The 13,401-nt window shown below is 56.8% G+C and carries 13 protein-coding genes and 2 riboswitches; of the genes, 8 read left to right on the top strand and 5 right to left on the bottom strand.

The features are described from left to right. The first annotated feature begins 162 nt into the window (after window positions 1-162). From dnaK to thiD, 8 genes are all read left to right on the top strand, one after another. A complete protein-coding gene (gene dnaK / locus IFT84_RS12360; RefSeq protein WP_192119785.1) occupies window positions 163-2,091 on the top strand; it encodes a molecular chaperone DnaK in 1,929 nt (642 codons plus the stop codon). Window positions 2,092-2,382: 291 nt separating this feature from the next. Beyond that, window positions 2,383-3,519 carry a molecular chaperone DnaJ gene (dnaJ, locus tag IFT84_RS12355; protein WP_192119783.1) on the top strand — a complete coding sequence of 379 codons (1,137 nt, stop codon included), beginning with the start codon at window positions 2,383-2,385 and terminating at the stop codon, window positions 3,517-3,519. Between the two features lie 23 nt (window positions 3,520-3,542). Further along, window positions 3,543-4,667, top strand: a complete 1,125-nt coding sequence (gene recF / locus IFT84_RS12350; RefSeq protein ID WP_192119781.1) for a DNA replication/repair protein RecF — start codon at window positions 3,543-3,545, stop codon at window positions 4,665-4,667. 10 nt (window positions 4,668-4,677) lie between these two features. Then, on the top strand, window positions 4,678-5,448 hold the full coding sequence (moeB, locus tag IFT84_RS12345) for a molybdopterin-synthase adenylyltransferase MoeB (protein ID WP_192119779.1): 771 nt from the start codon (window positions 4,678-4,680) through the stop codon (window positions 5,446-5,448). A gap of 28 nt (window positions 5,449-5,476) precedes the next feature. Then, window positions 5,477-5,577, top strand: a riboswitch (TPP riboswitch). 72 nt (window positions 5,578-5,649) lie between these two features. Then, window positions 5,650-6,396 (top strand): ABC transporter permease, encoded by a 747-nt coding sequence (locus tag IFT84_RS12340; protein ID WP_192119777.1) that lies wholly within the window; start codon window positions 5,650-5,652, stop codon window positions 6,394-6,396. Further along, entirely contained in the window at window positions 6,393-7,112 is a 720-nt protein-coding gene (locus IFT84_RS12335) for a hydroxyethylthiazole kinase (protein WP_192119775.1), read from the top strand. Before IFT84_RS12340 ends, IFT84_RS12335 begins: the two co-directional genes overlap by 4 nt. Continuing rightward, window positions 7,099-7,764, top strand: a complete 666-nt coding sequence (gene thiE / locus IFT84_RS12330; RefSeq protein WP_192119772.1) for a thiamine phosphate synthase — start codon at window positions 7,099-7,101, stop codon at window positions 7,762-7,764. Before IFT84_RS12335 ends, thiE begins: the two co-directional genes overlap by 14 nt. After that, entirely contained in the window at window positions 7,761-8,567 is an 807-nt protein-coding gene (gene thiD, locus IFT84_RS12325; RefSeq protein ID WP_192119770.1) for a bifunctional hydroxymethylpyrimidine kinase/phosphomethylpyrimidine kinase, read from the top strand. Before thiE ends, thiD begins: the two co-directional genes overlap by 4 nt. Before the next feature lies 1 nt (window position 8,568). Here thiD and IFT84_RS12320 read toward each other — a convergent pair whose 3' ends face one another. The 5 genes from IFT84_RS12320 to IFT84_RS12300 form a co-directional block, all read right to left on the bottom strand. Then, entirely contained in the window at window positions 8,569-9,501 is a 933-nt protein-coding gene (locus IFT84_RS12320; RefSeq protein WP_192120390.1) for an ABC transporter substrate-binding protein, read from the bottom strand. A gap of 44 nt (window positions 9,502-9,545) precedes the next feature. Beyond that, on the bottom strand, window positions 9,546-10,214 hold the full coding sequence (tenA, locus tag IFT84_RS12315) for a thiaminase II (RefSeq protein ID WP_192119768.1): 669 nt from the start codon (window positions 10,212-10,214) through the stop codon (window positions 9,546-9,548). A gap of 64 nt (window positions 10,215-10,278) precedes the next feature. Continuing rightward, window positions 10,279-10,387: riboswitch (TPP riboswitch) on the bottom strand. Window positions 10,388-10,461: 74 nt separating this feature from the next. Next, a complete protein-coding gene (locus tag IFT84_RS12310) occupies window positions 10,462-11,232 on the bottom strand; it encodes an amino acid ABC transporter ATP-binding protein (protein WP_192119766.1) in 771 nt (256 codons plus the stop codon). Continuing rightward, window positions 11,229-11,909: an ABC transporter permease subunit gene (locus IFT84_RS12305; RefSeq protein ID WP_192119764.1), complete on the bottom strand. Its 681-nt coding sequence runs from the start codon at window positions 11,907-11,909 to the stop codon at window positions 11,229-11,231. The genes IFT84_RS12310 and IFT84_RS12305 overlap by 4 nt, the downstream gene beginning before the upstream one ends. Window positions 11,910-11,954: 45 nt before the next feature. Next, the gene (locus IFT84_RS12300) at window positions 11,955-12,725 is read right to left on the bottom strand and encodes an amino acid ABC transporter substrate-binding protein (RefSeq protein ID WP_192119762.1); all 771 of its coding nucleotides are present in this window, start codon (window positions 12,723-12,725) and stop codon (window positions 11,955-11,957) included. Window positions 12,726-13,401: the final 676 nt, after the last annotated feature.

Here is a 13,401-nt window from a genome sequence, read left to right as displayed (position 1 = left end):
TTTCCCGTCATCAGGTGCCTTGCAGTCCCCCAAACCCCTCATTATATAGCCCCCATACCGCTCGACAGGCGGGTCGATACACCCAAACAGACCATCCCGTTAGGGGCTGTCAAACGAATGCCGGACCGGGTTCCGACAGCTTGCTTCAAGGAGAGAAATGACATGGCTAAAGTAATTGGTATTGACCTTGGAACGACGAATTCCTGCGTATCCGTCATGGATGGCAAGGACGCGAAGGTCATTGAAAACGCAGAAGGCGCGCGCACCACGCCGTCCATGGTCGCATTCAGCGAAGATGGCGAGCGTCTGGTTGGCCAGCCTGCCAAGCGTCAGGCCGTCACCAACCCTGAAAACACCCTGTTTGCCGTCAAGCGTCTGATTGGCCGCCGGTACGACGACAAGCTGGTGGAAAAGGACAAGGGCCTCGTTCCCTACAAGATCGTTCGTGGCGATAATGGCGACGCCTGGGTAGAAGCCAACGACAAGGCGCATTCCCCATCGCAGATTTCGGCCATGATCCTCCAGAAGATGAAGGAAACCGCAGAAGCCTATCTCGGCGAAAAGGTCGAGAAGGCTGTGATCACGGTTCCGGCGTACTTCAACGACGCCCAGCGTCAGGCCACCAAGGATGCCGGCCGCATTGCCGGTCTTGAAGTTCTGCGCATCATCAACGAGCCGACAGCCGCAGCTCTTGCCTATGGCCTCGACAAGAAGGACGGCCGCACTATTGCCGTGTACGACTTGGGCGGTGGTACATTCGATATCTCGGTTCTTGAAATCGGCGATGGCGTGTTTGAGGTGAAATCCACCAACGGTGACACGTTCCTTGGTGGTGAAGACTTCGACATGCGTCTGGTTGAATACCTTGCCAACGAATTCAAGAAAGATCAGGGCATTGACCTGCGCGGCGACAAGCTGGCGCTGCAGCGTCTGAAGGAAGCCGCTGAAAAGGCCAAAATCGAGCTGTCATCCTCGCAGCAGACCGAAATCAACCTGCCCTTCATCACTGCAGATGCTTCCGGTCCAAAGCACCTGACCATGAAGTTGACCCGCGCGAAGTTTGAAACGCTGGTGGACGATCTGGTTCAGCGCACCGTTGCACCGTGCAAGGCGGCGTTGAAGGATGCTGGCGTTTCGGCCTCCGAGATCGACGAAGTCGTTCTGGTCGGTGGTATGAGCCGCATGCCGAAGGTACAGGAAATCGTCAAGCAGCTGTTCGGCAAGGAGCCTCACAAGGGCGTTAACCCGGACGAAGTTGTTGCCATGGGCGCTGCCATTCAGGCAGGTGTTCTGCAGGGCGACGTCAAGGACGTGCTGCTTCTGGACGTAACACCGCTGTCGCTGGGCATCGAAACACTCGGCGGCGTGTTCACACGTTTGATCGAGCGCAACACGACGATCCCGACCAAGAAGTCGCAAACCTTCTCGACGGCGGAAGATAACCAGAATGCCGTGACGATCCGGGTCAGCCAGGGCGAGCGCGAAATGGCAGCCGACAACAAGCTGCTTGGTCAGTTTGATCTCGTCGGCATCCCACCGGCACCGCGTGGCGTTCCGCAGATCGAAGTGACATTCGATATTGACGCCAACGGCATTGTGCAGGTTTCGGCCAAGGACAAGGGCACTGGCAAGGAGCACCAGATCCGCATTCAGGCCTCGGGCGGTCTGTCAGACGCCGATATCGAGAAGATGGTGAAGGACGCGGAAGCCAACGCTGAGAACGACAAACGCCGTCGTGAAACGGTGGAAGCGAAGAACCAGGCAGAAAGCCTGATTCATTCCTCCGAAAAGTCGTTGTCGGAATATGGCTCCAAGGTGACAGAGGCTGATCGCAATGCGATTTCCGATGCGATTGCCGGTCTGAAAGCCGCAGTCGAGCAGGCCGAGCCTGATCTGGACGATCTGAAAGCCAAGACCAACACGCTGATGGAAGCCTCCATGAAGCTGGGTCAGGCCATGTACGAAGCAGGCCAGACGGACGACGCGCAGGCGCAGGCAGATGCCGCCGCCGACGCGGCCCGCGATGGCGACATCGTTGATGCCGACTACGAAGAAATCAACGGCGACGACGATCGTAAGAAGTCCGCCTAAGGTTTCGTATCTCTTGGAAGGCCCGGTGTGTGAGCGCCGGGCCTTTTTGGTATATGAATTGCCCTAACGAAAATTGATTAAAACGGCTTTGCCTATGGTATCGCGCCTCGGGAATGACTAAATCCGTGCTGGAGCATTTCCAGTGAAAGCGGTATCGCTTTCACGCCCGGACAATGCGACAAACAGGAATGTAGAGCATCTGTGGTGAACGCATGTTCACTGGAGATGCTCGGCTCACAAGTTATCATGCGTTGCCTTGGCACCCAATTCACACAGGACTAACTGCAAGTCATGAAACGTGATCTTTACGAACTGCTCGGTGTTGCAAAAACCGCTGATGAAAAAGAGCTGAAAAGCGCTTTTCGCAAGCTGGCGATGAAACACCACCCGGACAAGAACCCCGGTGACGCTGAGGCGGAAGTCAAATTCAAGGAAATCGGCGAAGCCTACGAAATCCTGAAAGACCCCCAGAAGCGAGCAGCCTATGATCGCTATGGCCATGCAGCGTTCGAAAACGGCGGCATGGGTCAGGGCGGCGGTTTTGGTGGCGCGGGCGCAGGCGGCTTCTCGGATATATTCGAAGACATCTTCGGCGAAATGATGGGCGGTGGCCGTCAGCGCCGGTCGTCCAACGGGCGTGAGCGCGGTGCGGACCTGCGCTACAACATGGAAATTTCGCTGGAAGAATCCTTCGCCGGGAAAACAGCGCAGATTCGCGTACCAACGTCCATCGTCTGTGACGTCTGCACCGGCACTGGTGCCAAGCCCGGCACCAAGCCAACCACCTGCGGCACCTGTCACGGCTCGGGCCGTGTCCGCGCCGCACAAGGGTTTTTCTCCGTGGAGCGCACCTGCCCCACCTGCCATGGGCGCGGCGAAACCATTACCGACCCCTGCACGAAGTGCCACGGTCAGGGCCGCGTGACCGAAGAGCGTTCGCTATCCGTCAACATTCCTGCGGGCATCGAAGATGGCACCCGCATCCGCCTGACTGGTGAGGGCGAGGCCGGTATGCGCGGTGGCCCGGCGGGCGATCTCTACATCTTCCTGTCCGTCAAGCCACACGCTTTCTACCAGCGTGATGGTGCAGACCTCTATTGCTCCGTTCCCATATCCATGACGACCGCAGCGCTCGGCGGAAAGTTCGACGTTTCCACATTGGACGGCACAAAGTCGCGTGTGACCGTGCCCGAGGGAACACAGGCCGGAAAGCAGTTCCGCTTGCGTGGCAAGGGTATGCCTGTTCTGCGTTCGCAACAGACCGGCGATCTCTACATCCAGATCCAGATCGAGACGCCGCAGAAACTCACCAAACGCCAGCGCGAACTGCTGGAAGAGTTTCAGGAACTGTCGTCCAAGGACAACAACCCGGAATCTTCCGGCTTCTTCGCCCGGATGAAGGACTTCTTCGATACCTTAAGTGATTAAATTTGCAGCGAAAATCGGCTTTCATGGTTTATAAAGTCAGCATTGATGCCCTGAAACTGACCGATTTTCGCAATTACCCTGCTCTTTCGTTGGAGTTGGACGAGCGCCATGTGGTGCTGACGGGAGACAACGGGTCCGGCAAAACGAATTTGATGGAAGCCGTCTCCCTGTTATCTCCGGGCCGTGGCTTGAGACGAGCGTCCTATGGCGATATCGCCCGGGTTGATGTCCCGACCGGTTTCTCCATTTTCTGCGCGTTGAACGGTATGGAAGGTTCGGTTGATATCGGCACTGGCACCGTGGGCGGCGATGAAGCGCAGGCGCGCCGCCTTCGGCTCAACGGCACCAATGCCAAAACCATTGATGAACTGCTGGACCATCTTCGCGTGTTGTGGCTGACACCGGCGATGGATGGCTTGTTTACCGGCACTTCAAGCGACCGGCGTCGGTTTCTGGACCGGCTGGTGCTGTCGCTGGATGCAGGGCATGGAAAGCGCGCCAGCGACTATGAGCGCGCCATGCGCAGCCGCAACAAATTGCTGACAGAATTTCGCCCCGACCCGGTCTGGCTGACCGGACTGGAACGCCAGATGGCTGAACTTGGCATTGCCATGGCTTTGGCACGGCATGAAATGCTGGGGCTGCTGTCGCGGCTGGTTGAAGACAGACCGCGCGAAACGCTGTTTCCCACTGCACAGCTTTCCATTTCCGGCTTTCTTGACGGATCCTGGCATCGTCCGGCATTCGATCTGGAGGAAGAGTTTCTGGATATGCTGCGCGAGGGGCGTTACCGCGACGCCAGCGCCGGACGCACGCTGGATGGCCCGCACCGGGCTGATCTGTTGATACGGCACCAGGAAAAAAACATGGACGCGGCCCGCTGTTCGACCGGCGAGCAGAAGGCCTTGCTGGTCGGGCTCGTGCTTGCCCATGCAAGGCTGGTCGCCAATATTACGGGTCATGCGCCGATCTTGCTGCTCGATGAAATCGCCGCCCATCTGGATGAGGGACGCCGTGCCGCCCTGTTCAATCTGGTGGACGATATTGGCGGGCAAGCGTTTATGACCGGCACGGATCAGGCTATGTTCGACAGCCTTGGCGACCGCGCCCGTTTCCTGAATATCTCCAATGGTCATGTATCGGGATAAGGATAACGCCATGTCCGAGCGCTTGAATGCCGACGAAATCGAGCGATATGCCCGCCATATCGTCCTGTCCGATATTGGCGGCACCGGCCAGCAGGCGCTGAAGAACGCTTGTGTGCTGGTAGTGGGTGCCGGAGGGTTGGGCAGCCCGGTTCTGCAGTATCTGGCAGCAGCGGGGGTTGGCCTGCTTGGAATTGCCGACGACGATGCGGTTTCCCTTTCCAACCTGCAGCGGCAGGTTATTCACGATACCAACAGCATTGGCCAGCCGAAAACTGCCAGCGCCGCATCTATGATCGCTCACCTCAATCCACATGTCCGTACCCGATGCCACGATATCCGGTTAACGGTCGATAATGCCGCCTCGGTGCTGGAGGGGTATGATGTGGTTGTCGACGGCTCCGACAATTCTGAAACCCGGTACGTTCTGGCCGACGCTGCTGAAGCATTGAAAATTACGCTGGTAACGGGCGCGGTCAGCCGGTTCGATGGCTCCGTCACCGTTCTCCAGCCTTGGAAAACCAACGGTGACGGAAAGCGCAATCCGCGCTACCGCGATCTGTTTCCCGCACCACCGCCGCCGGGCCTTTTACCAAGCTGCGCGCAGGCCGGCGTCATCGGGGCGCTGACGGGCGTCATCGGCACCCTTCAGGCCATGGAAGTTATCAAGGTTATCACCGGGGCAGGCGAACCATTGATTGGTCGCCTGCTGCTGTATGACGGATTGGCGGCTCGTTTCACGACAATTCAATACAACCGCAGAGACGTGCCGGAAATTGATTGACCAAACGGAGGCCGCAGCCTAGAGACAAAGTCTATCCGAGGGGAGCGCATGTTGCGCTGAGATGGCGAAAGCTGGACCCTTGAACCTGATCCGGGTCATGCCGGCGTAGGAACGGAGCCACTCTATGAGCAGATCGCTGCACGCGAATGCGCTACCACATGTAACAATATCGAAGCCATCAGGCGTACAGGACAGCAAGTAATGCGCCTGTTGCGGTCCGCCCTGTTCAGCATGATCGTTGTCATTCTGGTATGGCAAGCGCTGGTGCTGGTGGTTGCACCACCGAGTTACATGCTGCCATCGCCGCTTGCGGTTGCCGATGTGTTGGGCGCACAGACCGGTTTTCTGGCACGGCAAACGCTTACGACCTTGACAGAAATTATACTTGGGCTGGCCTTCGGTACGGCTCTGGGCGTTGCTACGGCCCTTGCCATCACCGTATCCCCCCGTTTGGGATCGGTGGTGTGGCCTCTGTTGCTAACCTTGCAAGCCTTTCCCGTTTTCGCAATCGCGCCCTTGCTGGTTTTGTGGTTCGGTTTTGGTATCACGTCCAAAGTCGTCATGGCCACGCTGATCATCTTCTTTCCCATCGCCTCCGCCTTTGCCGATGGACTGCGCCGCACAGACCAGCACCTGCTGGAAGCCTCGGCCCTTCTCGGTGCAAGCCGGTTTCAGACGTTCCGTTTTATCCGCATTCCCTTGGCCATTCCGGGATTGATGTCCGGTCTCCGGGTCGCAGCGCCTCTGGCGCCGCTGGGAGCAGTGATTGGCGAATGGGTGGGTGCGTCCGGTGGCCTGGGTTTTACCATGGTCACCGCCAATGCCCGGATGCAGACCGATATGCTGTTTGCAACACTTGCAATCCTCGCCGCCCTCACGCTCATCCTCCGTTTTCTTGTCGATGAACTCGCCCGTACCGTCGCCCCTTGGCAAAAGGAAACTTCATGACGCCGAACGATCTGGCACAGCTTCTGGAGCGCCTGCGCGCCCGGCGCCCGCGCATTCACTGCCTGATGAACACGGTGGCCCAAAAACTGACCGCCGATGGGCTGTCTGCCATTGGCGCAACGCCGTCCATGACAGCCAGTGTAGAAGAAGTCGCAGATTTTGCGGCCCGTGCCGATGCCATGCTCGTGAATCTGGGAACCCTGACAGCGGAAATGCAGCAGGCTATCGGTCTTGGTCTCGCGGCACTACAACCCAAGCCTTGGGTTCTGGACCCGGTATTTTGTGACGTTTCGCCCCTCCGGCTGACATTCGCGACGGCGCTGCTGGCCAATCAACCCGCTGCCATTCGCGGGAATATGAGCGAAATGGCCCTGTTCAGCCCCCGGCCGGATACCGTTCATATTCAGACAGGCGCACAAGACCGGATCACCCTCGGCAACCGTCAGGTTCAGGTTCTCAACGGTCATCCATGGCTTGCCGCTGTGAGCGGCACGGGCTGCCTGTCCGGCGCTCTGGTTGCGGCCTTCATGACGGTAACGGATGACCGCTTGGCTGCTGCCGCCGCAGGAATGGTCACCTTGGGCATAGCCGCCGAACAAGCCGCATCGTACGCACACGGACCGGGCAGCTTCGCCCCCGCTCTGCTCGATGCCCTCTACTATCTGACGCCCGACGACATCATTAACAAAGGACAGCTAATCCATGGCCATGCCTGACATTCGGCTTTACGCATTGGTGGACGCAGACAATCTCAGGCCGGACGCACTGCCGCAGCTGGCACGCCAAGCCGCTGAAAACGGTGCCACGCTGATCCAGTACCGCGATAAAAGCGCCAGCACACGGCAGATGGTGGACCGCGCCCGCGCCATTCGGGCAGCACTGGCGGGCACGCAGGTTCCGCTGTTGATCAATGATCGGCTGGATGTCGCACTTGCGGCGGGCGCGGATGGCATTCACATCGGACGCGAGGACCTTTCGCCAGCGGATGCCCGCCGCATCGCAGGGCCTGACATGATTATCGGCCTGACCGTCAAAAACCAGTCTGACGCAGACCTGGCCGCCGTTGCTGACATTGACTACGCCTGCATTGGCGGTGTTTTCGCAACAATTTCCAAGCAGAACCCGGACATCCCGGTGGGCATTGATGGCTTTAAAACGCTTGCGACCTTGATTCGCGCAGCACAGCCCGGCCTTCCGATCGGTGCCATTGCAGGGATCGACGAGGCCACCGCCCCCACCATCATCGCCGCCGGTGCGGATGGGGTAGCCGTGATCTCTGCCATCTTCCGCACAGAGGATTGCGGCCAAGCCACTGCCAGGCTCCGCTCCGTTATTGATACCGCTCTTGACGAAAGGCAGCGCTCATGACCGCCATTGCACTCACCATCGCCGGGTCCGACAGCGGCGGCGGCGCAGGAATTCAGGCCGATCTCAAGACTTTCTCGGCACTGGGCGTCTACGGCGCCAGCGTACTGACTGCGATTACAGCGCAGAATACCCATGGTGTTACAGCCATTGAAAACCTGACGCCCGGCATTATTGGCGCGCAAATCGATGCGGTCCTGTCCGATCTCGATGTCGGGGCGATCAAGATTGGCATGGTATCACGCGCTGTGACGGCTGAGGTCATTGCCGAGCGTCTTCGTCACTGGCAGCGCCTCGTGGTGCTAGACCCTGTGATGGTTGCCACCTCAGGAGACACGCTGCTAGAAGCAGATGCGATATCAGCACTTCGCCGGGAATTGTTACCGCTTTCCCTGATCGTGACCCCCAATTTGCCGGAGGCGGCACTTCTGGCTGACGATACGATGGCTGAGTCCGAGGCCGATATTGCGCGGCAAGCCCGGCTCATTCTTGCAGCGGGTGCCAGGGCCGTGCTGATCAAAGGCGGCCACGGCCACGGGGCAGAAAGTACGGATTTTCTGTATGATGGTACATCGATGCAGCGCTTTACCGCGCCGCGCCTGGATACAACGCATGATCATGGAACCGGCTGCACCTTATCCGCCGCCATTGCCGCCGGTCTTGCGTCCGGGCAGACATTGCTGGATGCCGTCGCATCAGCCAAAGCCTACCTTCACGCTGCTCTTAGCTCTGCAGATGCCTTGAAAATCGGAACCGGGCGTGGCCCGGTTCACCATTTTCATGCGGTATGGAAAGCAGGCACCTGACTTACTTCAGTTCCGCGGCAATATCAGACACAGGGGGAGCCGCCTTGATCAATTGGCTCTCCTGCATAAACGCGCCAAAGCGCGCATAGCGCTTTATATCCAACGCAGCCGGCCGCTTGGCAAAACGTGGCAGAGTATCGGCCCACGCCTGCTTGTTCAAAGCATTATCCAGTTCAGGATAGGCTTTGATAAATAGGCCCCAAGCTTGGTCCGGATGGTTTGTCAGGTAAATCGCAGCCTCCTCCACAGCATCCAGAAATTTTGGCAAGCGGGCGTCCGCCAAGTTATCACGGTGCGTCACATAGATCAGCTCATCATAAACAGGAACACCATGTTCTTCCGGGAAGAAGGCAAGCCCTTCCTTTCCTTCAAGCTTGATCTGTGTGAGTTCGAAATTGCGGTAGGCACCGATTGTTGCGTCCACCTGACCCGACAGAAGTGATGCAGACAAAGCAAAATTGACGTTGACCATCTCCACATCGTCTTTGGTCAATCCGGCAACTGTCATCATGCGGTTCATCAAGGCATTTTCAAAACCGGAGACTGAGTAACCAACCTTTTTGCCCTTAAGATCCCTCAAAGTTTTGATCGGGCCTTCTTTCAGCACCGTTAGCGTATTCAAGGGCGTTTCCACCAGTGTGCCAAAGCGCACCAGAGGCAGACCGGCTTCGTGGTCTAGATAGAGGTTCGGCTGGTAATGCACCGCGATGTCCGCCTGCTTCGCGGCAATCAGCCGGGGCGGCGCGGAAGGGTCGGCAGGTGGGAGAAGCTCCACGTCCAGTCCAGCTTTTTCAAACAGGCCCAGCTCTTTGGCGACCACCAGAGGCGCATGGTCCGGGTTGACGAACCATTCCAGCAGGACTGTGAGCTTTTCAGCCGCTGCTACGGGTTGCGCTGAAAGCACGGGAGCCAGCACCATCAGTGTACCCGCCATCCAGTTGCGAACGAGTTTCATAGCCAATCCTTTATCCTTGATAGTCAAACAATGAGATCGAGGCCCATCTGCCAGAAGTCCGCTTCCAGCCGGGTTGCTTCGCGAAACACACGCGAAAGTTCAGCAAATCGCGCCGGTGAAACTTCGGCCAAATGCCTGTTCAGCCAATCGATCTCGACCTGCATCGCGTGCTGAAACTCAGCGCCTGCGTACATCGCGATCCACGGCGCGTAGGCGTTGTCATCCAGGCGCGTCCACGGCTGATCCGCCAGCCAATTGGCGATAACACCATAGCCGATGAGGCACGGTGCCAGTGCCACATGCAAATCCACGAGGTCGCCACGGTTTCCGGTATCAAGCACATAGCGCGTATAGGCGATGGTCGGGCGGGCCTCCTCCAGTGAAGCGAGATCATGCTCCGAAATACCCCATTCAGCGCAGTAGGCCTCGTGAAGTCCAAGCTCGACATCCACAATGGTTTTGAGACTGCCCAAGGCCTCGCGAAGCTCGGCAATTCCCCGGCTCTTGTAAACAGCAAGGCCCCAGGCGCGCGCGAAATGGATGAGAAAAAGATAGTCCTGCTGCAAATAATGCCGAAAGGCGGATGCGGACAGCGTGCCCTGCCCCAACTGGCAGACAAACGCATGCTGGGTGTACTGCGCCCAGTCATCCACGCAGGATGCAATCAGTCGTTCAAAAGGTGTGCCCGCCATCGCGCCCGTCACTATCATTACCCGGCGGGCAGACGTGGCAGCAGGCGTTGCCGGTTCATGCACCAGCGAATGGACGCTTGATTCCTACGCCGGTACAAGCCGGATCAGGTTCAGCGGGTTTTGGTAATCACATCACCATCTCAGCCAGTGTACCGGCTCCCCGTCAAGATGGTGTGAGATCACCAAACCGATCAGCACTTGTCAACCGACAAACTCAACTATTTTAGCTATTCTCGAAATAAAGAGGCTAAATTCCCGAAGCATCTGCCTCAAACCCGACGCCGAGCGACGAAATGAAACGTTTTGTGCGGGCTTCTCGCGGCTGATCGAACAAAGCGCGCGCAGGCCCTGTTTCCACCACCTGCCCGGCTTCCAGAAAAATGACAGTACTTGCTATTCTGGAAGCAAGCCGAAGATCATGGGTTGCGATCACCATTGTCGTACCCTCGGTCGCCAAACGCGAAAGGACATCCACCACTTCACCAGCCAGCTCGGGATCAAGCGCCGATGTCGGCTCATCGCACAACAGAACCCGTGGTGATGGGGCAAGCGCGCGCGCAATGGCAACACGCTGCTGCTGGCCGCCCGATAAGGTTGACGGCCATGCATCAACCTTGTGACCCATGCCGACCTTTTCCAGCAGTTCCAAGGCACGCTCTCGCGCTTTGGCTTTCGGCCACTTCAAAACCGTCACAAGTCCTTCCATCACATTTCCCAAAGCGGTCTGATGTGGAAACAGCTGGAAGTTCTGAAACACCATTCCCGTCTGCCGACGAAGACGCTGAATGTCGGGGAAACCAACCCTTACGTTCTCGTTGAATGTCTGGCTCTCCGTGCCGATGCGAATGGTACCGGAGGTTGGTGTCTCCAGCAGGTTGATACAGCGCAGCAATGTGCTCTTGCCCCCGCCAGAGGGACCGACCAGAGCGGTTACGCCACCTTCATCCAAACGCAGACTGATATCGTTGAGCACAGTCAGGTCGCCAAACCGCTTGACGATGTGGGACAGTTCGATCATGCCCGCTCCTCCAGATATCCGCCATACCGGGCAAAACGCTGCTCAAGCCGATTTTGCAACGCCGAAAGCACTGTACTCAGGGCAAGATAGATCAAGGCAGCTTCGATATACAGAATAAGCGGCTCATAACTCGTTGCAACGATACGCTGTGCGACTTGAAACAGCTCCGGAACCGTGATTGCTGCCGCGAGCGATGTATCTTTGACGAGGGAAATAAATGTGTTGGACAAGGGTGGCACGGACACACGGGCTGCCTGGGGCAGAATGGTTCGCATCATCGCTTGGCGCCAATTCATGCCAATCGAGTAGGCCGCCTCCCATTGCCCCTTTGGCACAGCCGATATTGCGGCACGGATGATTTCGGACGTATAGGCTCCCACATTCAGTGTGAACCCAATCAATGCCGCCGTAAACGCATCCAGCAAGATCCCAATGCTAGGCAGGCCGTAAAAAATCAAAAACAGTTGCACCAGAAGCGGTGTTCCACGAAAAATCCAGACGTAGAAGCGCACCAAAGCAGCAAGTGGACGGGGCGCAAACAGACGTATAACTGCGACAAGCAGGCCTACTGTCAAACCCAACACAAAGGACAGGAGTGTCAGAGGAATTGTAAATTTCAACCCCGCCATCAGAAGAGGGCGGAGCGATTCCAGCATCAATTGCAGCCAATCCGGCACGTTTCAGCCTTTCATCAAGCGAAAGCCAGATTGCAGCTTTCAGATTTATTTCGATACATCCTGACCGAAATACTTATCTGAAATTTTTGCGTACGTACCATCCGCCTTGATGTCGGCAAGTGCTTTATTCAGTGCTTCTTGCAGGTCGGCTTCGCCCTTGCGGAAAATAACACCGGAAACTTCCGCCTTATCCTGCTCGGCAACAATCTTCACCTTCGCATCGGGCTTTTGCTTTTTGAAATCGAGGAACGACAAGCTATCGTTGATCGTTGCATCAGCCCGTCCGGTCAGCACCAGTTGGATCGACTGATCGAAACCATCGGTGCCAACAAGCTCCGCACCACTCTCAGTGGCAATTTTGCCGAAATTGCTGGTCAGCGATTGGGCAGACCTCTTACCCTTCAGGTCAGCAAAGGATTTGATATCAGTGTTGTCATCGGAGACGATCAAAACAGCCTTCGAGGCGATATAAGGCTCGGAGAAATCGTATTTCTTTTGACGTGCTTCGGTGATACCAACCTGATTGATGACCGCGTCATAGCGCTTGGCGTCCAGTCCGGCAATCAGACCGTCCCACTTGCCTTCCAGAAACTCAGCCTTCACACCCAGCTTATCCGCAAGCGCCTGACCGATCTCCACATCAAAACCAACCAACTGGCCTTCTGCGTTATGAAATGTGAAGGGCGCGTACGTCCCTTCCGTACCGATCTTGAACACACCGGCCGCTTTTATGTCCGCAAGGTCAGAAGCGACACTCACACTCATCATAGCAGACTGAACCGCAGCTACAGCCAAAATTGTTTTGAACCAGTTCATGAAAGTGCCCCTGAGCGACTGTTATTGAGAAAAGCAAAATGGAGCAGTCATCGCTGACTTTCAAGGAAGGTAAACGCGCAAACCTCGCCGACATTAGAATGTTTATTCAAACGCTGAAACACTATGTTAGTGGCAATAGAGGGATGAGAGATGGAAAACAGGGGCCCTTTCATTGACCTTTCCGGCAATTTGAGCGAGTTTTAGACATTACTGCTTCGGTTTTGTTTTATTCTGTGGACGATGCGGTTTGCAGGCATTTTGCGCTTCACCGCACTGCGCTTGCAGGTGGCTCACGACTAATCTGAGTAATCAGTTCTCCGTAGGTCAAGGCAAAGTGTGGCCCCGATAAGAGCGAGCGTTGCATTCAGGAATTGCTTGGATGGCTCACGAAAGTCTTCGCTATCTGGCACACCAGAACTTCCCGAAGGCGTGAAGTTTCTCGTGCGCACTGAGGCAACCTCGAATGCTACCGTTTCCGATATCTTCCCGGGTAAACCTGCCTTGACCTGCGTGCCCGCATGCACCTTGTTCGAAGCAGTGGTAAGCATCGCGTCATGATGCATGCGAACTGATGGAAGAACTACAGCGGCGTTTTCCCATCGTCAAAACAGCTGTCATTCCCCATTTGGTCGTTGGCCATTGCGTGTTCTTGTTCTGCTTCTGGTTATGACTGTGC

Origin of the sequence: Rhizobium sp. CFBP 8762, from assembly GCF_014841565.1 — a bacterium.
Lineage (GTDB): Bacteria > Pseudomonadota > Alphaproteobacteria > Rhizobiales > Rhizobiaceae > CFBP-8762.
This window is presented reverse-complemented; position numbering and strand designations above follow the sequence as displayed.

Coding starts and splice junctions, on each gene's coding strand:
- dnaK (WP_192119785.1), top strand. CDS start 163: ATGGCTAAAGTAATTGGTATTGACCTTGGAACGACGAATTCCTGCGTA.
- dnaJ (WP_192119783.1), top strand. CDS start 2,383: ATGAAACGTGATCTTTACGAACTGCTCGGTGTTGCAAAAACCGCTGAT.
- recF (WP_192119781.1), top strand. CDS start 3,543: ATGGTTTATAAAGTCAGCATTGATGCCCTGAAACTGACCGATTTTCGC.
- moeB (WP_192119779.1), top strand. CDS start 4,678: ATGTCCGAGCGCTTGAATGCCGACGAAATCGAGCGATATGCCCGCCAT.
- IFT84_RS12340 (WP_192119777.1), top strand. CDS start 5,650: ATGCGCCTGTTGCGGTCCGCCCTGTTCAGCATGATCGTTGTCATTCTG.
- IFT84_RS12335 (WP_192119775.1), top strand. CDS start 6,393: ATGACGCCGAACGATCTGGCACAGCTTCTGGAGCGCCTGCGCGCCCGG.
- thiE (WP_192119772.1), top strand. CDS start 7,099: ATGGCCATGCCTGACATTCGGCTTTACGCATTGGTGGACGCAGACAAT.
- thiD (WP_192119770.1), top strand. CDS start 7,761: ATGACCGCCATTGCACTCACCATCGCCGGGTCCGACAGCGGCGGCGGC.
- IFT84_RS12320 (WP_192120390.1), bottom strand. CDS start 9,501: ATGGCGGGTACACTGATGGTGCTGGCTCCCGTGCTTTCAGCGCAACCC.
- tenA (WP_192119768.1), bottom strand. CDS start 10,214: ATGGCGGGCACACCTTTTGAACGACTGATTGCATCCTGCGTGGATGAC.
- IFT84_RS12310 (WP_192119766.1), bottom strand. CDS start 11,232: ATGATCGAACTGTCCCACATCGTCAAGCGGTTTGGCGACCTGACTGTG.
- IFT84_RS12300 (WP_192119762.1), bottom strand. CDS start 12,725: ATGAACTGGTTCAAAACAATTTTGGCTGTAGCTGCGGTTCAGTCTGCT.